The organism is Emergencia sp. JLR.KK010, assembly GCF_037018265.1.
GTDB classification, from domain to species: domain Bacteria; phylum Bacillota; class Clostridia; order Peptostreptococcales; family Anaerovoracaceae; genus Senimuribacter; species Senimuribacter intestinalis.
In genome coordinates, this window is sequence record NZ_CP143550.1 from 1666074 (window position 1) to 1685562 (window position 19489).

13 protein-coding genes, 5 tRNA genes and 3 rRNA genes are annotated in these 19489 nt (G+C 44.6%); 17 read left to right on the forward strand and 4 right to left on the reverse strand.

Annotation, left to right across the window (positions count from 1 at the left end; genetic code table 11):
* Nucleotides 1-148: 148 nt before the first annotated feature.
* From V1225_RS07975 to V1225_RS08010, 8 genes are all read left to right on the forward strand, one after another.
* A 16S ribosomal RNA gene (locus V1225_RS07975) occupies nt 149-1664 on the forward strand.
* Nucleotides 1665-1699: 35 nt separating this feature from the next.
* Nucleotides 1700-1776, forward strand: a tRNA-Ile gene (locus tag V1225_RS07980).
* A 311-nt stretch (nt 1777-2087) separates the two neighbouring features.
* Nucleotides 2088-4978 (forward strand): 23S ribosomal RNA (locus V1225_RS07985).
* A gap of 190 nt (nt 4979-5168) precedes the next feature.
* Nucleotides 5169-5285: ribosomal RNA gene (gene rrf, locus V1225_RS07990) — 5S ribosomal RNA — on the forward strand.
* Together the 16S, 23S and 5S rRNA genes with 5 tRNA genes alongside form the textbook arrangement of a ribosomal RNA operon.
* Before the next feature lie 7 nt (nt 5286-5292).
* Nucleotides 5293-5367 (forward strand) — tRNA-Glu (locus V1225_RS07995).
* 47 nt (nt 5368-5414) lie between these two features.
* Nucleotides 5415-5489, forward strand: a tRNA-Gly gene (locus V1225_RS08000).
* A gap of 13 nt (nt 5490-5502) precedes the next feature.
* A tRNA-Asn gene (locus V1225_RS08005) sits at nt 5503-5577 on the forward strand.
* 8 nt (nt 5578-5585) lie between these two features.
* Nucleotides 5586-5661, forward strand: a tRNA-Met gene (locus tag V1225_RS08010).
* Nucleotides 5662-5744: 83 nt separating this feature from the next.
* On the opposite strand, the gene V1225_RS08015 is transcribed toward V1225_RS08010, so the two are convergent.
* A complete protein-coding gene (locus V1225_RS08015; RefSeq protein ID WP_160203060.1) occupies nt 5745-6053 on the reverse strand; it encodes an MGMT family protein in 309 nt (102 codons plus the stop codon).
* A 137-nt stretch (nt 6054-6190) separates the two neighbouring features.
* On the opposite strand from V1225_RS08015, the gene V1225_RS08020 reads away from it, so the two are divergent.
* The 7 genes from V1225_RS08020 to rbr all read left to right on the forward strand — a co-directional run bounded on the left by V1225_RS08020 (nt 6191) and on the right by rbr (nt 15507).
* Nucleotides 6191-6442 carry a hypothetical protein gene (locus V1225_RS08020; RefSeq protein WP_338546000.1) on the forward strand — a complete coding sequence of 84 codons (252 nt, stop codon included), beginning with the start codon at nt 6191-6193 and terminating at the stop codon, nt 6440-6442.
* Between the two features lie 57 nt (nt 6443-6499).
* Entirely contained in the window at nt 6500-7534 is a 1035-nt protein-coding gene (locus tag V1225_RS08025; protein WP_338546002.1) for a glycoside hydrolase family 5 protein, read from the forward strand.
* Between the two features lie 293 nt (nt 7535-7827).
* A complete protein-coding gene (locus V1225_RS08030; protein WP_338546004.1) occupies nt 7828-11562 on the forward strand; it encodes an immunoglobulin-like domain-containing protein in 3735 nt (1244 codons plus the stop codon).
* 72 nt (nt 11563-11634) lie between these two features.
* Entirely contained in the window at nt 11635-12162 is a 528-nt protein-coding gene (locus tag V1225_RS08035; protein WP_251632266.1) for a methylated-DNA--[protein]-cysteine S-methyltransferase, read from the forward strand.
* A gap of 282 nt (nt 12163-12444) precedes the next feature.
* Entirely contained in the window at nt 12445-13221 is a 777-nt protein-coding gene (locus V1225_RS08040; protein ID WP_160203064.1) for an arginine deiminase family protein, read from the forward strand.
* A gap of 164 nt (nt 13222-13385) precedes the next feature.
* A complete protein-coding gene (locus V1225_RS08045) occupies nt 13386-14822 on the forward strand; it encodes a basic amino acid/polyamine antiporter (RefSeq protein WP_160203065.1) in 1437 nt (478 codons plus the stop codon).
* 67 nt (nt 14823-14889) lie between these two features.
* A complete protein-coding gene (gene rbr, locus V1225_RS08050) occupies nt 14890-15507 on the forward strand; it encodes a rubrerythrin (protein WP_160203066.1) in 618 nt (205 codons plus the stop codon).
* A 22-nt stretch (nt 15508-15529) separates the two neighbouring features.
* On the opposite strand, the gene V1225_RS08055 is transcribed toward rbr, so the two are convergent.
* On the reverse strand, nt 15530-15721 hold the full coding sequence (locus V1225_RS08055; RefSeq protein ID WP_160203067.1) for a (2Fe-2S)-binding protein: 192 nt from the start codon (nt 15719-15721) through the stop codon (nt 15530-15532).
* Nucleotides 15722-15870: 149 nt separating this feature from the next.
* Here V1225_RS08055 and V1225_RS08060 point away from each other — a divergent pair, with 149 nt between their 5' ends.
* Nucleotides 15871-16272: a hypothetical protein gene (locus V1225_RS08060; protein ID WP_251617182.1), complete on the forward strand. Its 402-nt coding sequence runs from the start codon at nt 15871-15873 to the stop codon at nt 16270-16272.
* Between the two features lie 2 nt (nt 16273-16274).
* Nucleotides 16275-17717, forward strand: a complete 1443-nt coding sequence (gene pyk / locus V1225_RS08065; protein ID WP_338546008.1) for a pyruvate kinase — start codon at nt 16275-16277, stop codon at nt 17715-17717.
* A 29-nt stretch (nt 17718-17746) separates the two neighbouring features.
* Here pyk and V1225_RS08070 read toward each other — a convergent pair whose 3' ends face one another.
* Both V1225_RS08070 and spoVG read right to left on the reverse strand, forming a co-directional pair.
* Nucleotides 17747-18934: a CapA family protein gene (locus V1225_RS08070; RefSeq protein WP_338546010.1), complete on the reverse strand. Its 1188-nt coding sequence runs from the start codon at nt 18932-18934 to the stop codon at nt 17747-17749.
* A 175-nt stretch (nt 18935-19109) separates the two neighbouring features.
* Complete coding sequence (spoVG, locus tag V1225_RS08075; RefSeq protein WP_160203070.1) at nt 19110-19385, reverse strand: septation regulator SpoVG; 276 nt, start codon at nt 19383-19385, stop codon at nt 19110-19112.
* Nucleotides 19386-19489: the final 104 nt, after the last annotated feature.

Here is a 19489-nt window from a genome sequence, read left to right on the forward strand (position 1 = left end):
GATTACTAGTTTGTGAGAGTTCGCGACAATTTCTTAAAAGAAGAACAATAATTCTAAGAAGAATATATTGCAAGAGCGCAAAGCGTTCAGAATCCGAACAAGGATATCTTAAGAAAGATATTTAAGACATTAGTCTTTGATATACCATTTAATTAAGAGTTTGATCCTGGCTCAGGATGAACGCTGGCGGCGTGCCTAACACATGCAAGTCGAGCGAGAAGCTGATGACAGATACTTCGGTTGAAGGAGTCAGTGGAAAGCGGCGGACGGGTGAGTAACGCGTAGGCAACCTGCCCTTTGCACAGGGATAGCCATTGGAAACGATGATTAAAACCTGATAACACCATTTGGTTACATGAGCAGATGGTCAAAGATTTATCGGCAAAGGATGGGCCTGCGTCTGATTAGCTAGTTGGTAAGGTAACGGCTTACCAAGGCGACGATCAGTAGCCGACCTGAGAGGGTGAACGGCCACATTGGAACTGAGACACGGTCCAAACTCCTACGGGAGGCAGCAGTGGGGAATATTGCACAATGGGCGAAAGCCTGATGCAGCAACGCCGCGTGAAGGAAGAAGGCCTTCGGGTCGTAAACTTCTGTCCTTGGGGAAGAAGAACTGACGGTACCCAAGGAGGAAGCCCCGGCTAACTACGTGCCAGCAGCCGCGGTAATACGTAGGGGGCAAGCGTTATCCGGAATTATTGGGCGTAAAGAGTACGTAGGTGGCAACCTAAGCGCAGGGTTTAAGGCAATGGCTCAACCATTGTTCGCCCTGCGAACTGGGATGCTTGAGTGCAGGAGAGGAAAGCGGAATTCCTAGTGTAGCGGTGAAATGCGTAGATATTAGGAGGAACACCAGTGGCGAAGGCGGCTTTCTGGACTGTAACTGACACTGAGGTACGAAAGCGTGGGGAGCAAACAGGATTAGATACCCTGGTAGTCCACGCCGTAAACGATGAGCACTAGGTGTCGGGGTCGCAAGACTTCGGTGCCGTAGTTAACGCATTAAGTGCTCCGCCTGGGGAGTACGCACGCAAGTGTGAAACTCAAAGGAATTGACGGGGACCCGCACAAGCAGCGGAGCATGTGGTTTAATTCGAAGCAACGCGAAGAACCTTACCAGGACTTGACATCCCTCTGACAGACCCTTAATCGGGTTTTTCTACGGACAGAGGAGACAGGTGGTGCATGGTTGTCGTCAGCTCGTGTCGTGAGATGTTGGGTTAAGTCCCGCAACGAGCGCAACCCTTGCCATTAGTTGCCAGCAGTAAGATGGGCACTCTAGTGGGACTGCCGGGGACAACTCGGAGGAAGGTGGGGATGACGTCAAATCATCATGCCCCTTATGTTCTGGGCTACACACGTGCTACAATGGCCGGTACAGAAAGCAGCGAAGTCGTGAGGCGGAGCAAATCTCGAAAACCGGTCCCAGTTCGGACTGCAGGCTGCAACTCGCCTGCACGAAGCCGGAGTTGCTAGTAATCGCGGATCAGAATGCCGCGGTGAATGCGTTCCCGGGTCTTGTACACACCGCCCGTCACACCATGGAAGTTGGGGGTGCCCAAAGCCGGCAAGGAAATATGCTGTCTAAGGCAAAACCAATGACTGGGGTGAAGTCGTAACAAGGTAGCCGTATCGGAAGGTGCGGCTGGATCACCTCCTTTCTAAGGAGACGAGATTTTTACACTATGAACTGTATGGGCTTGTAGCTCAGGTGGTTAGAGCGCACGCCTGATAAGCGTGAGGTCGGAGGTTCGAGTCCTCCCAAGCCCACCAAGGTCGAAAGACCAAAGTACCTTGAAAACTGAATAACAAGAAACAAACACAGAAAAGAGAGAAATCGAGAAAATACACAAAGCATAGCGAAAGCAAGCGAAGGGTAAATTCTATGATTTCAACCGAGAAACCAGAAAAGATTCTTTAACAAAAATCCATGTGCAAGCGCTGTACATGGTACACAAAGAACCGCGAAGTTAGAATTCGGAGATGACGAGGCGCGCGAGTGAGCGAGGAAGGCGCATACATTGGTATGTAACTGAGGAGTGAGCGAGCAGCAACAAAGTCAGAACGGATTAAAACGAGCGAAAGGTCAAGTGAAGAAGAGCATAAGGCGGATGCCTTGGCACTGGGAGCCGACGAAGGACGTGACAAGCTGCGAAAAGCTGCGGGGAGGAGCAAATATCTGCTGATCCGCAGATATCCGAATGAGGGAACTCACCTGTGGTAATGCACAGGTATCCATAACTGAATCAATAGGTTATGAGAAGGAAACGCGGGGAACTGAAACATCTAAGTACCCGTAGGAAGAGAAAGAAACATCGATTTCCTAAGTAGCGGCGAGCGAAAGGGAAAGAGGCCAAACCGATAGCTTGCTATCGGGGTTGCGGACACTCAAGATGTATCCATTGTTGATAGTCGAATATGTTTGGAAAGGCAAACCGAAGAAGGTAAAAGTCCCGTAGACGAAATTGACAAGGAGCAGAGTGGATCCAGAGTAGGACCGGACACGTGAAACCCGGTCTGAAGCCGGGGGGCCCACCCCCCAAGCCTAAATACTACCCAGTGACCGATAGAGAATAGTACCGTGAGGGAAAGGTGAAAAGAACCCCGGGAGGGGAGTGAAAAAGAACCTGAAACCTTATGCTTACAAGCAGAGGGAGCGCAAGTGACCTCGTACTTTTTGTAGAACGGGCCAACGAGTTATGGTATGCAGCGAGGTTAAGGTGTAAAGCACTGGAGCCGAAGTGAAAGCGAGTCTTAATAGGGCGAGAAGTTGCATGCTGTAGACCCGAAACCGGGTGACCTATCCATGAGCAGGTTGAAGTAACTGTAAAAGGTTATGGAGGACCGAACCCATATCTGTTGAAAAAGGTTGGGATGACTTGTGGATAGCGGTGAAATTCCAATCGAACTCGGAGATAGCTGGTTCTCCTCGAAATAGCTTTAGGGCTAGCCTCACAGAAAGATACCCGGAGGTAGAGCACTGAATGTTCTAGGGGCCTTCACCGGTTACCGAAAACTATCAAACTCCGAATGCCGGAATATCATATGTGGGAGTCAGACTATGTGAGATAAGTTTCATAGTCGAAAGGGAAACAGCCCAGACCAACAGCTAAGGTCCCAAAATGTAAGTTAAGTGGAAAAGGATGTGGAGCTGCATAAACAGCTAGGATGTTGGCTTAGAAGCAGCCACTCATTTAAAGAGTGCGTAATAGCTCACTAGTCGAGTGGCTCTGCGCCGAAGATAAACGGGGCTAAAACTTACTACCGAAGCTTTGGATACAGAAATGTATGGTAGAGGAGCATCGTATACTGGGAAGAAGCAAATTCGTAAGGATTTGTGGACTGTATACGAGAGAGAATGTTGGCATGAGTAGCGCAAGGCAGGTGAGAATCCTGCCCGCCGAAAATCTAAGGATTCCTGAGGAAGGTTCGTCCGCTCAGGGTTAGTCGGGACCTAAGCCGAGGGCGAAAGCCGTAGGCGATGGATAACAGGTAGAGATTCCTGTACCACCGGAGGTCGTTTTAAGCGAAGTGGGGACACAGAAGGATAGACTGAGCACGCCGCTGGTAGAGCGTGTCCAAGCGTCGAGGTAGGCAATGTAGGCAAATCCGCATAGTCAATACTGAGGCGTTACGGGGTGGCAAGTAAGCCGGAAGCAGTCGATTTCACGCTGTCAAGAAAAGCCGCTAGCAAGACCCGAGGTGCCCGTACCGCAAACCGACACAGGTAGATGAGGAGAGAATCCTAAGGCGAGCGAGAGAACTATTGTTAAGGAACTCGGCAAAATGACCCCGTAACTTCGGGAGAAGGGGTGCCTGCTTCGGCAGGCCGCAGTGAAAAGGCCCAGGCAACTGTTTACCAAAAACACAGGTCTCTGCAAAAGCGAAAGCTGAAGTATAGGGGCTGACGCCTGCCCGGTGCTGGAAGGTTAAGGGGAAGTGTCATCCGTGAGGAGAAGCACAGAACTTAAGCCCCAGTAAACGGCGGCCGTAACTATAACGGTCCTAAGGTAGCGAAATTCCTTGTCGGGTAAGTTCCGACCCGCACGAAAGGCGTAATGATCTGGGCACTGTCTCAACAATAGACTCGGTGAAATTGTAGTACCGGTAAAGATGCCGGTTACCCGCAGCAGGACGGAAAGACCCCGTGGAGCTTTACTGTAGCTTGATATTGAGTTTCGGCGTTGCATGTACAGGATAGGTGGGAGACAAAGAGATCAGTACGCCAGTATTGGTGGAGTCACCGTTGGGATACCACCCTTGTAACGTTGGGATTCTAACCATGTATCGTAATCCGGTACTGGGACAGTGTCAGGTGGGCAGTTTGACTGGGGCGGTCGCCTCCTAAAGAGTAACGGAGGCGCCCAAAGGTTCCCTCAGCGCGGACGGAAATCGCGCGAAGAGTGCAAAGGCAGAAGGGAGCTTGACTGCAAGACAGACAAGTCGAGCAGGGACGAAAGTCGGGCTTAGTGATCCGGTGGTACCGAGTGGAAGGGCCATCGCTCAACGGATAAAAGCTACCCCGGGGATAACAGGCTGATACCCCCCAAGAGTTCACATCGACGGGGGTGTTTGGCACCTCGATGTCGGCTCGTCTCATCCTGGGGCTGAAGTAGGTCCCAAGGGTTGGGCTGTTCGCCCATTAAAGAGGTACGCGAGCTGGGTTCAGAACGTCGTGAGACAGTTCGGTCCCTATCCGCTGTGGGCGTTGGAGATTTGAGTGGAGCTGTCCTTAGTACGAGAGGACCGGGATGGACATACCTCTGGTGTACCAGTTGTCTTGCCAAAGGCATAGCTGGGTAGCTACGTATGGAAGGGATAAGCGCTGAAAGCATCTAAGTGCGAAGCCCCCCACAAGAAGAGATCTCCTCCTAAAAGGTAAGACCCGTGGGAGACTACCACGTAGATAGGCCTCAGGTGGAAGTGCAGTAATGCATGTAGCTGAGAGGTACTAATCGGTCGAGAACTTGACCAGTGGTTTTACGAAGAGTTTGTTGATTGTTATTCAGATTTGAGGGTATATACCTCAAGAGAAAAGAAGCTGCGAAGAATTTTTCAAGAGCTGACGCGGCGTGCGAAGGAGCGAAGAGGGCACGTACTAGTGTACGTAACTGATGAGCGAAAGAGCAGCAACAAAGTCAGGATTGAAAAAGGCAAGCAGGAAATCCGGTGACAATAGCGGGGAGGATACACCTGTACCCATCTCGAACACAGAAGTTAAGCTCTCAAGCGCCGATGATACTTGGTGGGAAGCTGCCTGGGAAAGTAGGTCGTTGCCGGTTTTAAAATGGCTCCATGGTCAAGCGGTCAAGACACCGCCCTTTCACGGCGGTAACCCGGGTTCGATTCCCGGTGGAGTCACCAAGGGAGAGTATGCCGCTATGTTAGCGGCATTTCACTTTCATCCATATGCGGAAGTGGCTCAGGGGTAGAGCATCGCCTTGCCAAGGCGAGGGTCGCGAGTTCGAATCTCGTCTTCCGCTCCAGATAAAGTATTATTCCGAGATAGCTCAATGGTGGAGCAACCGGCTGTTAACCGGTAGGCTGTGGGTTCGAGCCCCACTCTCGGAGCCATTTTACATCGCGGGGTAGAGCAGTTGGTAGCTCGTCGGGCTCATAACCCGGAGGTCGCAGGTTCAAGTCCTGTCCCCGCAACCAAAAGTACAAAAAACTGTCCATCGGGCAGTTTTTTTGTACTTATATGTAGGAGTGTCTTATATAAGGGGATTTATAAAAAATAGCTATTTTAGATCAAAATCTGGGTTCCATTGACAAAGCTGCATGTCTATGCGTCCATCTGGTAAAAAACTTACCCCTTCATCTAGAAGCAAATCTCTGCATAAATCTTTCAGAACACCATTTGAAATAGAGCCATCACCTTTTACGACTCGGTGCCATGGAAGTGTATCGGGGCAGTTCCTCATAGCGTAGCCGACAATTCTGGCAGAACGAGGTGAATCTAACATACGAGCGATTTGTCCATATGAGGCGACTTTACTGCAGGGGATTTGTGCGACGATGTTGTAGACTGATGTAAAAAAAGTATCCATAATAATTTCTCCTTTAATAATGATAGTATATACGAAATTCGGTGACAGTAAAAGTATAAAATAGATAACAGCCAGTTGACATTATTGTAATCGGTATGATAATTTATGATTGTGCGAGGGCTGGAAAAAAGATTGAATTGCTAAGAGAAAATCCTAGGGTATGCCTATCATACGCATGCAAACCAAGAAGAGAGGAGTATGAGTTTACGGCGGAATATGAATCGACAGTTGTCTTTGGCAGTGCTATAGAGCTTATAAACAAAGATGAAAAGACAGACGCGCTGCGGGAACTTTGTCAGAGAAATACGCCGACCAATATGAACGCATTTGATGGGGCAATTGAGCAAAGTCTTGCGCATACGGCAGTCTGGAAATCAAAAGCGATATGATTATCGGAAAATGACAAAGATGGAAAAGAAATGAAATTTGGGAGGATGAAATAAAATATGAAAAGACGAGGGATAGTTAGGGTACTTGCGGTAATCCTACTTTTCGGTATTATTTTTTCGGGAGTGTGTTTTGCGGACAATGATAATGAAGCGGCAGAACCTCTGCAAATGGCGCAACGTACGAAGACGCCTTTTGAGAAGTATGGAGCGTTGAAAGTAGAGGGTAGCAAGCTGTTGGCAAAGGATGGAAGCAGTTGTCAGCTTCACGGTGTCAGTACTCACGGCATTGCATGGTTTCCAGAATATGTGAATAAGTCAGCATTTAAAAATCTGCGAGACCAGTGGGGTGTGGATACGATTCGCCTTGCCATGTACACTACTGAGTACAATGGATATTGTAACAGTGGCACAGAGAACCGCACAAAGCAGCGGAAAAGAGTATATACTGGCATTGATGCAGCAACGGATTTAGGCATGTATGTAATTGTAGATTGGCATATTTTGAGCGATGGAAACCCTAATCGGTATGTGAGCAGAGCAAAGGATTTTTTTGGAAAAGTTTCTAAAAAGTACAAGGATCAGGAAAATATAATTTATGAGATTTGCAATGAACCAAATGGCGGCGTTACTTGGTCACAAATTAAGAAATATGCCAAACAGATAATTCCTGTAATTCGTAAAAATAATCCTGACGCAATTATTATCGTAGGCACACCACACTGGAGTCAGGATGTAGATAAAGCGGCGGCAAGTCCGCTGAAATATGAAAATCTATTATATAGTCTACACTTTTATGCAGGTACACATAAACAGGATTTGCGGGATAAGATGGAAAAAGCAGTAAAAAAGGGACTGCCGATTTTTGTGAGCGAGTTTAGCATCTGTGATGCTTCTGGAACCGGGGCATTGAACAAGACACAGGGAAAAAAGTGGATTACAGCATTGAATCGACATGATATCAGTTATGTAGCATGGAATTTGTCCAATAAAAATGAGTCCTCAGCGTTGATAAAAACCAGTTGTAAGAAAACAAAAGGTTGGACCAGGGCAGATTTTTCGGCTAGTGGAAAATGGTACATGGATCAGATATAATAAAAAATGGTTGGATAATTCCAAATGGCTAAAAATAAAGGGTTTGGACGACAATTCGAAAAAAATTTCATAAAATCTAACCAAAATTCTATTGACAAGAAATGAAAAAAGGAATAGAATAATCTTGAAATTCGTTATAGTAATGTTTGTTTTGTGAACTAATTGTGAAAAGAGGGAATACAAAATGAAGGAATCAAGCAAAAAAGGACTAGTCTGGATACTTTGTTTCTTTTTCCTGTTTTCCTCATTCGGAGGAGGATTATTAGCTTTCGGAAATTGGGGGGGGCGCTTCGTTGGCTTTTGCTGATGATGAAAGTGCTGATACAACAGGAAATGCGGTGTCCGGAGAAACTGTTAATGATTCCGATACAGTAGAAGGTGTACCGGATCATTCAGCAGGTACAGAAGAACTGCCAAAAGTAATGGGTAGTTTAGAAGATAGCAGCGTAATGCTGGGCATGAATTTAGACGAGTTTTTGAACGCTGGACGTAACAGGGATGATGAAAATTCTGATAAAATGAAAGCCGCAGCAGATGGAGATGAAGAAACACCCGCACCAGCACCTGTAACTGTACAGGGAATGACGGTTTCTGGTGGTGTAAAGGACACAGACTTTAAGGTTGAAGGGAATATTGTGACGGTTTTAACTGATACACCGTTGACGATTTCCGGAACAACGACGGCAGCAAATATCAGAATTGCTGAAGGTGCTACGGCAAATCTCACGTTGGATGGTGTATCTATTACAACAGCGTCCAATGATTCACCGATTAATGTGTGGGGCAAAGGCACAACTTGTAATATTACACTGGCATCAGGAAAAACCAGTACACTACGCTCCAATGGAGTGGCTGCGGCGATTCACTGTGGTGAAGGTTCTTACTTGACTATAAAGGGTGATAAAACATCAATCTTGAAGGCTTATGGCGGTCCGGATTCATCGGCAATCGGTGCTGGTCCTGCAGAAACTGCAGGTACGATGGTCTTTGACAGTGGATATATTGAAGCGTATTCGTTTGGAGGATTAAATACAACATCAAATAGTGCGAGCAACAGCGGCAGCAGCAGTTGTGGTACAGGTATCGGCGCAGGCGGAGGATCTGGCGGCGGCGGCAACATGACTTTCAATAACGCTGAGGTGCACGCTTACGGTTCCTATCATGGAGCAGGTATTGGCGCAGGCTGGGGCAGTGGCAGCACAGCTAAACAGCAGGGTGCATCCACCAACACTATGGCAAAAACATGTGGCAATATCACTATTAATGGCGGATATATCACTTCCAGAGGCTATGAACATGGAGGGGCCTTTGGAGGCGCTTGCGGTACTACTGCTGCAGGCTGTACCATCCGTGTAACAGGCGGTACGTTGCTTCCAAGCTCTGGAAGTGGACAGTATGACTTTAATGGTTCAAGTGGTGAAGTATATATTGAAGGTGGTTCTGTAAGAAGTGCCAGCACTGCTAAATTTATGAGTAAATGGGGTGCAGGTGTAGCGCATGACAAGAATGACGGTGCAGTCTTCATGGTTACTATTGACCTGGCAGGAGCAGAAGGCGACAAGATTATGGGAGCAGATATCTCCGATTGGTATGTAACCATTGCAGGTTCAGAGTATGAATATGGTGCGCCATCCAGATTTGACCAAGGAAAACTGTATTTGTGGGTGCCAGAGGCAGCAAAAGGCAAGAATGTATCTGTTACTTGCAAATATACTTATGATGGTGTAACTTATCAGTTGAATCCATTGTATATTGAGGGAGCTGACGGCGGCGGTACATCAGTTCTAAAGCGCTATATTGATTTTAAACTGCCGGATACATATGTTAAAGATTTGACTAAGGATTATGACGGAACCGCATTTGAAAGTTATGATTTGAAAGAAAACTCAATTACAGCACCAGATGGAAGGATTTTGAATAATAATGATGCTGTTGAAATTATCGTACAGCGTTATGATAAGATTGATGGAAAGCCAATTGAGGAAGAACATTCTACTGGCGGTGGCAATAAGATGCCTTCCGATGCGGGAATTTATAAATTCACCCTAATCTCCAAGCAGTATGCCAATGCTGAAGGATTTAAGGAAAGTTATTGGGGTCATCGTGCAACCGGCTGGGCAGTAATTAATAAGATTCCATCTAAAGTAGATGCGCAGTATGCGATTAAGGTAGAAGAGAGAGACGGTAAGCTGGTTATCACTAATATTCAGGTTGCAGATAGTGTACAGCCTGGTGATGATAAGTCTCCTAATTATGAACTTCCAGATGGAAAACTGCAGTTTTATATCAACGGCGTTAAGGTTGGCGCTGAAATTGATTTGAAGGAATGGAAAGATAAATCCGAACAGGATAAAGTTCTTACGATATTTGATGGTTATGAAATTGGTGGTGCAGGAAATATTCGTGTACCAGAACTGGATTCTGGAGAATTTAAGGTAACCGCAGTATATTCCGGTGGAACCAATTATCTGGACAGCACAGTAGATGCGACACTGGTTCCTTGGAATATTATTAAGGATCCAGATCAGAAGGATCCAGAGCCGGCACCTTCGATTGATACGATTGTTAATACTTTCCCGTTTATCAATCCACCAGTACCGACTATCAGTAACGTAGATCCTGACAAAATAGATCCTGATCAGCCAATTGAAGGAAATAAGCTGGTAGTGGATAAGTGGGAACGAATTGACCAGGAGAGCGGAGATCCGGAAAGCTGGCCAATGCATGGATTTTTTAAAGACAGAATCAATACAAAAGTAAAGAAGGATGAAAAAGTCTCTATTTCCCAATTGAAGGACTTAATTAATGACCGGTACGTTTTCACGACTAAAAAGGGTGTTCCTCTTTATGTGAAAAATGAAAAGGGTGAGGATGTATTAATTGAGGCAAGTGAGGATGATATTAGAATTCTTGACAAGGATGGAAACGATATCACAGATGAGATTAAAGCCAATGGGGGCATCGATCTTTCAGAACCAGGTAAGTATACGGTAAGTGTAACAGTAACAGATGCAAGCGGCAATAAGTCCACTATTGACATTGCTTACAATATTGCAAAGCCGATGATTCTGGATCCAGATCTTAATAAAGATACCAACGATGACGGGATTCCAGACATCAATATCGATACTGATGACGATGGATTTCCAGACATCAACATTGACACCGACGGAGATGATAAGCCGGACACCAACATCGACACCGATGGGGACGGTAAACCGGATGTAGACATCGACACAGATGGAGACGGTAAACCAGATATCAACAAGGATACAGATGGAGATGGCAAACCAGATTTAGATATCGACACCAACGGAGACGGCAAACCGGATGTGAATGTAGATACCAATGGAGATGGCAAACCAGACATTAACAAGGATACAGATGGAGATGGCAAACCGGATGTGGACATCGATACAGATGGAGACGGTAAACCAGATATCAACAAGGATACAGATGGAGATGGCAAACCGGATGTGGACATCGACACCAATGGAGACGGCAAACCGGATGTAAATGTAGATACCAATGGAGATGGCAAGCCAGACATCAACAAGGATACAGATGGAGATGGCAAACCGGATGTGGACATCGATACAGATGGAGACGGTAAACCAGACATCAACAAGGACACAGATGGAGATGGTAAACCAGATTTAGATATCGACACTAACGGAGATGGCAAACCAGATGTAAATGTAGATACCAATGGAGACGGTAAACCGGATATCAATATCGACACCGATGGCGATGGTATTCCGGATCTGAATGTAGATACGGACGGAGATGGCAAGCCAGATACCAATATCGATACAGATGGAGACGGGAAACCAGATAAGAATATCAAAGACCCAAGTGAAATCAAGGATATTTTGAACGAGAATGAACCGGCAGATACAGATGAACTGCCTTGGTGGATTCCAAGAACAGGCGATATAGCAAATATGCTGACATGGCTTGTAGTGCTTGGCGCAGCAGTCCTTGGACTTTGCGGCACAGTATATGGAATTAGAAGAAAGAAATCCTAAAAGAAAATAACCACTGGGAGGGGAAACCCTCCTTTTGGTGTCTTTAGGGCAGATTAAAAAAGGAGCGCATTTATGCAATATAAAACCTATTTTGATTCGCCGGTTGGAAACCTGCTGCTTTCTTCTGATGGCGAGAATCTAACGGGACTGTGGATTGAAAATCAGAAGTATTATGCAAAGGGACTGGCACAGGATGCAGAATGCAGAGATGAGCTTGAGATATTTCAGCAGGTGAAGGTGTGGCTTTCTGCTTATTTTGCGGGAGAAAATCCGGATATTCGTGAGCTTCCAATTAAGCTTTGTGGCAGCCCGTTTCAGCAGAGAGTATGGAATATTTTACGGGAAATTCCCTACGGGAAGACAATCACCTATGCAGAAATTGCAAAGAAAGCTGCAAAGATGGAAGGAAAGTCCTTTACATCTGCGCAGGCGGCAGGTGGTGCGGTAGGTCATAATCCCATTTCTATTGTGATACCATGCCACAGAGTTGTAGGGAGCAATGGAAGCCTGACCGGTTACGCCGGAGGTATCGATACCAAAATACAACTGTTGGAACTGGAGCACACGGATATGACTGGATTTTTCAAACCTAAAAAATAGAATACAGCGTAAGGGCTGCTTATGTGATGCCAAATTGTGCGTTGCGGGCGGCCTTTTTGTATGGTCATTTGCTGATGAAACTGTATTTTGTATCAATTCAGCAAAAAGTGGCAAGACTAATAACAGGAAAACATTTCTGGATAAAATTGGATTAATATTTTATATATAAAATATTTTATATAAAATTCGATAAAATCGATTGACAGAATATAAAAATATAGTATATAATATATCAAAAGAAAGAATGAACAATATTTTGTGAGTTTGAGAGGAGAAATCGCTATGAAAAAGTTTAATCACGTTATCGTCAGAAGACCTTGCAGTGCAATTAAAGACGGTATTTCCGGCGGAGATTACCCAGGCATTCCTGATTATGAGCTGGCATTGAAGCAACACGATTCTTATATTGAAGCACTGAAGCAGTGTGATGTAGACGTTACGGTACTAGAAGCAGATGAGAGATATCCAGATTCCTGTTTTGTGGAAGACCCTGCGCTGATTACTAGAAAATGTGCTATCATCACAAACCCGGGTGCAGAATCCAGAAATGGAGAAAAATTTGAGATTATTGACGCGGTAAAGAAATTCTTTTCTGAAGATCAGATTGAATATATCAAGGAGCCGGGTACGTTGGAAGGCGGCGACGTAATGATGGTAGGAGACCATTTCTATGTGGGCAGATCCGCAAGAACTAACGAGGAAGGCATCAGACAACTGACAGAAATTCTGGAGAAATATGGTATGACCTGTTCTGAAGTAAAACTAGAAGAGGTACTGCACTTGAAAACAGGTGTTAATTATCTGGAAAACAATAATATGCTGGTATCTGGTGAATTTATCACAAAGCCGGAATTCGAGAAATACAACAAGTATGTGATTCCGGAAGAAGAAGCCTATGCTGCGAACTGTATCTGGGTCAATGATACCGTTATCGTGCCAGAAGGATATCCAGCAGTGCTTAAAGCAGTACAGGATATGGGTTATAAGACTTTACTTGTTGACACATCCGAGTTTAGAAAGATTGACGGCGGACTTTCCTGCCTGTCCTTAAGATTCTAAGACAGAGTGGCAACAGCAGAATATGATTCACTATAAAATCAAGTATTGACGAAATAAAAGACGAATCAGCAAGACAGTGCGGGGCGGGGCGCCCCCAAGCGCTCCGCACTTTACAGCGAGCGAGCTTTTTTCGTCAATTTCTTTTTTGAAAGGAGTAAGAAGTTATGAATCAGGAAAATAAACAAGGACTAGGTGTTGGGAAACTGACCCTGTTTGCAGTGGGTACAACCCTTGCCAGCGGTGTGTTTAGTTTATCCGGTGATTTTGCGGCAGGTGGCGCGTATACGATGGCAACCTTAATTGGCTGGGCTATCTGCGGAATTGGGATGCTGGGACTTACCTTATGTTTTTTTAGGCTTTCTGTGGTGAAGCCGGAGCTGACCAGCGGTATTTATAGTTACGCAAAGGAGGGCTTTGGGGAATACGTTGGATTTAATTCAGCCTGGGGGTATTGGATGAGTGCACTACTTGCCCAGCTGTCTTTTATCACGTTGCTCTTTGCATCTTTAGGTAACTTTTTTCCGGTTTTCGGCTCTGGGAGCAATTTTATTTCACTTTTGACAGCTTCGATCATCATCTGGGGGCTATCATTCCTGGTGCTGCGCGGGGTCAACGAGGCAGTGACCATCAATGCTATTGTCGTAATTGCAAAGGCAGTGCCTATTATTGCAGTGATTGTTGCTATTCTTTTTGCTAGAGCGTTCCGACTGGAAATATTTTTAGAAAACTTTTCTGGCATTGATGGTGGACTTTCCCTGATGGAACAGGTGAAGTCGACAGTATATACTACAGTTTGGATTTTTATCGGTATTGAAGGGGCTGTCGTGCTTTCAGGTCGAGGAAAAAATACAAAGGTGGCGGGTACTGCTACGGTAATTTCCTTCTTGTCTTTATTTGTACTATACTTTGTGATTTCGGTTCTCAGCATGGGGGTTATGCCGCAGGAGGAATTGGCAGCACTGTCTAATCCGCCCATGGCAGGACTTCTGGAGGCGGTAGTTGGTCCCTGGGGTGCAGCGCTTGTTAATATTGCAGTGATTATTTCTCTGGGCGGCGCCATGTTTTCTTATACGATTTTATGTGTGGACAGTGCCTATGGGCCTGCGGCACAGGGGTCTTTCCCGGCAGGGCTTGCCAAGGTCAACCGCTTTCATGCGCCAACATGGTCTGTTATTACGTCAGCTCTCATTGTGCAGGGCTTTATTATAGTGATCTATTTTAGTGCCAGCACCTATCAGGCAGTTTATGCATTGTCGACTAGTGCTATTATGGTACCTTATGTATTCTCTGCATTTTATTATTTAAAACTGGTATTTCAGGGAGAGGGTATCACGAGTGGCGGCAGCGTATTTAGTGCATGGGTTATCGCTATTATTGGATCTATCTACGGTGCATGGCTGCTTTATGCAAGCGGTTTGAATTACATTTTAGCGGCAGTTATACTCTATGCGCCAGGGACTTTGATGTATCTTTACAATAGAAAGAAACAGGGTAAAACTTATTTTCAAACAACGACGGATTTAGTAATTTGCATTTTGCTGATGATTGCGCTGGTTGCAGCAATTGTTATGGCAGTGAACGGAAGTCTTGAGATATTTTAATATTTTGGAATAAAAAATGGAGCTTTTGCAAAAAACTACCTGTATCAAGATACAGGAGGAGAATAAAATGTCAGTTAATTTTAACATGAGCGAGACAAAGAACAATTTAATGCGAGCCTTTGCAGGAGAAAGTCAGGCGAGAAATCGGTACACGTTTGCAGCATCACAGGCGAAAACTGCAGGGTTACATGTCGTTGAGGCGGTATTTACCTTTACGGCAGATCAGGAAAAAGAGCATGCCAAAGTGTTTTATAATCATCTGAAAGAAATGGCGGGAGAGACCATTCATATCGAAGGAGGTTATCCTGTGGATATTGCGGACTCTGTAGTACAGTTGCTCAGATATGCTCAGCATAACGAATATGAGGAGTGGGAGGATGTGTATCCTGCTTTTGGTCAAAAAGCAATGGAGGAAGGTTTTCCACAGATTGCTAATTCCTTCAATCAGATTGCAAAGATTGAAAAAGTTCACGGCGATAGAATCGGACAGCTGGCTGATTTGATGGAAGCTGGTAAGCTGTTTGTATCTGACGTTTCCTGCAAGTGGATGTGTCTCAACTGCGGTCATATTCTGGAGGGGACAGAGGCGCCGCAGAGTTGTCCGGTGTGTCAGCATAATCAGGGATATTTCATTCGCCTTGAACTTGCTCCGTATACAGCAGAAAACTGTCCTTGCGGCAATTAAGCGGATTTAAAAAGCTGGCGGATTATTCCGCCAGCACTTCATCAAGGATCATCTGCAGATCTTCACGGCAGCCGCCGCATTTGTCACCGACTTTTGCGATTTCGCATAAGTCTTTTAAATTAGTAATATTTTTTTCTCTAATGATATCTTCTACTTCACCGCGAGTGGTGCGGTAGCAGAGACATACTTCGTAATCTCTGGATTTCTTGTCCATTTTGACCTCCTGATTTTTCTTGTCGAATATATGATACCACAAAATGAAATAAAATCACAACTTCTTCACAGAGTTGAGATAAAGAATATACAAATAAAGTGTAATATGGTAGTATGATATAAAAGGTGACAGTTGGAGGCGGTAAGAAGATGAATGGTTTTCGTTACAGAATATATCAGTTTATGCAGGGACGCAGAGGGGTTGACCAGTATGGACGTTTTCTTTTGCTTGTTGCGATGACTTTTTTGATAGTCTCTATGTTCACCTTAGAGAATCTGTTTTACTATTTAGGATTAATGATTTTTATCTATGCCTATTACAGAATTTTTTCAAGGAATCTCTATAAGCGAGAGAGGGAGAATACCTGGTATCTGACACAGAAGTTCAGATTAACAAAGGGGAAATCTTTTCGTCAGAAACAGTATGAATGGCGGTATTATGCTTATTTTAAGTGCCCGGGCTGCGGACAAAAAATGCGTGCACCGAGAGGTAAAGGTACAATAAAGATAAAATGCCACAGCTGTAATACAGAATTTCAGAAGAAGGTATAGAAATGATAGAGAAAGGCGAATTACATATGAGAAAGACGAAGATTGTTTGTACCATTGGACCGGCATCCAGAGACCGGGAAACTTTGCGGGATATGCTTGAGGCAGGCATGAACGTGGCCAGAATCAACTTTTCTCATGGCACTCATGAGGAACATAAGAAAACGATAGAGAACTTCCGTAGCGTGCGAGATGAGCTGGGCTATCCGGCAGCAGTGCTGCTTGATACAAAAGGACCGGAAATACGTCTCAGAGATTTTGAAAAAGGGGAGGAAATACTGGATGACGGACAGTCCTTTATCTTAACGACGCAAGACGTGATGGGAACCAAGGACATGGCGGCTGTAACATATCAGGATTTCCCCAAAGAACTGTCTTGTGGAAATCTGGTACTCATTAATGATGGAAAAATTGTAATTAAAGTAACTGAAATTACAGATACCGATGTAAAGGGAATTGTTGTACACGGCGGGAAAATCAGCAACCATAAGGGAATTAACCTGCCCAACGTCAATTTGAATATGCAGTATCTCAGCGAGCAGGATAAAGCTGATATTTTGTTTGGTATCGCCAATGATGTGGATTATATTGCGGCATCTTTTGTACGTTCCGCTGGCGATGTGCGTGCAGTCAGGAGTCTGCTGGACGAAAATGGAGGCAAAGAAATTAAGCTGATTGCAAAGATAGAGAGCACACAGGGGATTGAAAATTTTGAGGAAATTCTGCAGTTGGCTGATGGCATTATGGTTGCCAGAGGAGATATGGGTGTGGAGGTAGCTTACGAAAAGCTGCCGGGCATTCAGAAGCGTTTTATCAGACGTTGTGTCCAGTCAGGCAAAATTGTAATTACTGCAACCCAAATGTTGGAATCTATGATTACAAGCCCGATTCCGACGAGAGCAGAGATTACCGACGTTGCTAATGCAGTATTTGATGGAACAACAGCGGTCATGCTTTCTGGGGAGACAGCGGCGGGACGGTATCCGGTGGAAGCTGTGGCAACGATGGCAAAAATTGCGCAGCAGGCAGAAGCAGATCAGCCCACTGTACCGGGAAGAGATACAGTATGGCATGAGATGGATGCAGAGGATGTGACGAATGCAGTGGGACATGCCGCCTGTACTTTGGCAAAAGATATCAAAGCTGGTGCAATTATGGCGATTACCAAGACTGGATATACAGCAAAGAGGATGTCTAAATTTCGTCCGACTATCAGAATTATTGGCGCCACTCCTTACGAGAAAACCTTCCACCAGTTGGCGCTGGTCTGGGGCGTATGTCCGATTATGGCAAACTATCGGTATGAGATTGAGGAGCTTTTTTCGCATTGTGTGCGTAAGGCTGTCAGTGCCGAACTTTTGAAACAGGGAGATAAGATTGTAATTACCGCAGGTTTACCTGTGGATGTGCCAGGAAATACTAATATTATTCGAGTTGTAGAGGCTTAAATAGTTGAAAAAGGTGACCTTGTGAAAGGTCACCTTAGCATTTTTATGTTGCTTCCGACGTATTTTTTTATTCTTTTTCGTCCACTTTTTAGTCTGCGAACCATAGCTTCATCGGAAATTGCCGCTATACCTGAATCAGTACATGGTATCAGTTGATATTTTCTGCCAGTATCTTCGTTGTTTGTAAAAACCCGCAGTGGATAATACCCTTCGTTGGAAAGGCGAACCTGACCGTTTTCTTTGGTAAGTGTTAGGGACATCATGATACCGTAGGATACTTCAATTCGCTTGGTCATATGGGAAATAAAGTTGCCCATGCCATAGATAACAGGTACTTGTTTACCTTTGGAACCGGTTATAATATCGTATTCCTGTACAGTGTGAGAATGGGAGCACAGAATATAATCGGCGCCGGCGTTTGCAATTTCTTTTGCAATTCGCTGCTGCTTAGGTGAAGAGGAATTTGTGAATTCAATACCGCTGTGGAAATAAATCAGTATATACTCAGCACCTTCTTTCTTCATTTTTTTGATATCCTTTTTTACCTTACTTTGTGAGTATTCGTTCAGATGGATGGCGCGTTCTTTCTTTGAGAAATCCTGTTTTGATGGATTTAGATAGGTGACATAGGATGCCAGTCCAACTTTGATGTTGTTTTTTTCAAGGATAATATAGCGTTTTTCGGTAGCATTTTTGTAAATACCAGTTCTTGTAAAACCGGCGGCATCGATATTAGAAATCGTTTCTAATAGTCCATCAACGCCGGTGTCCGAATTATGATTATTTGCACTGACTAACACATTAAAGCCTGCATTTTTGACTGCAGTGAGAAATGAAGCAGGGGCATTGAGATAAGGTTTTTCATATTTTTTTCGTTGGTCAATGCTGAGAGGATGGGAGGGGGAGATATTGGTTTCTAAGTTGGCAATAGAAAAATCCGCGCTCTGGATGATGTCTTTCACGTAATCAAAGGCGTAGTTGAAGTCATAGCCTGTCCCATTAGGAAGGAACGCTGCCTGCTGTTGTCTGCGCTGGCACATTATATCTCCGCCAAAGAGAATGGTTACACTGCTTGTGCTGTCACTGGTCTGGTAGGTTGAACCTTTTATACTAAATCTGGTTTGCTGTCCAATGAAGTGATACACAAAAAGGCATAGAAGGACGACTGCTGTAAAAATAAGTAGGATGGTTTTCCAGTGTTCAAGTAGAGTTCGCATGATAGTTCCTTTCAACGTTTAGTTCAATATGATTCATTATAACATAAATTGAGGACTATATTGATGTTAATTTATGTAAATTGTAAAAAGATAGGAAACTAAAAATATGAAAAATACAAGGAAAAAGCTGCTTCTTTTGAAGCAGCTAATAATATAACTAGTTAGTTCTTGTCGGTCATTCTTCGGATTCTTTTTCCGTTAAAAGTTTTTCGTACTCAGTAAAAATCGCGTCTTTAATTTTGGATCTAGTCTCGGAAAGTAGCGGATGCGCGATGTCTCTGAAGTCACCTTCTCCCATCTTTCTGCTAGGCATGGCAATGAATAGTCCGTTCTGTCCTTCAATAATCTTGATGTCATGTACTACGAATTCGTCATCAAATGTGATAGAGACCACGGCTTTCATTTTTCCTTCGTCGTTAATCTTACGGATTCTTACATCAGTTATGTTCATAATTGACCACCTTTCTTGCCGTATGGTGCCCATAAAGGCACTATTATTATATAACATTTTCCAGTGTGTGGCAATATTTAATAACTAAAATATCTGATTCTTTC

Excerpts from the sequence above, each read along its gene's own strand:
- V1225_RS08015 (WP_160203060.1), bottom strand. The coding sequence starts at position 6,053 with ATGGATACTTTTTTTACATCAGTCTACAACATCGTCGCACAAATCCCC.
- V1225_RS08025 (WP_338546002.1), top strand. The coding sequence starts at position 6,500 with ATGAAAAGACGAGGGATAGTTAGGGTACTTGCGGTAATCCTACTTTTC.
- V1225_RS08035 (WP_251632266.1), top strand. The coding sequence starts at position 11,635 with ATGCAATATAAAACCTATTTTGATTCGCCGGTTGGAAACCTGCTGCTT.
- V1225_RS08040 (WP_160203064.1), top strand. The coding sequence starts at position 12,445 with ATGAAAAAGTTTAATCACGTTATCGTCAGAAGACCTTGCAGTGCAATT.
- V1225_RS08045 (WP_160203065.1), top strand. The coding sequence starts at position 13,386 with ATGAATCAGGAAAATAAACAAGGACTAGGTGTTGGGAAACTGACCCTG.
- rbr (WP_160203066.1), top strand. The coding sequence starts at position 14,890 with ATGTCAGTTAATTTTAACATGAGCGAGACAAAGAACAATTTAATGCGA.
- V1225_RS08055 (WP_160203067.1), bottom strand. The coding sequence starts at position 15,721 with ATGGACAAGAAATCCAGAGATTACGAAGTATGTCTCTGCTACCGCACC.
- V1225_RS08060 (WP_251617182.1), top strand. The coding sequence starts at position 15,871 with ATGAATGGTTTTCGTTACAGAATATATCAGTTTATGCAGGGACGCAGA.
- pyk (WP_338546008.1), top strand. The coding sequence starts at position 16,275 with ATGATAGAGAAAGGCGAATTACATATGAGAAAGACGAAGATTGTTTGT.
- V1225_RS08070 (WP_338546010.1), bottom strand. The coding sequence starts at position 18,934 with ATGCGAACTCTACTTGAACACTGGAAAACCATCCTACTTATTTTTACA.
- spoVG (WP_160203070.1), bottom strand. The coding sequence starts at position 19,385 with ATGAACATAACTGATGTAAGAATCCGTAAGATTAACGACGAAGGAAAA.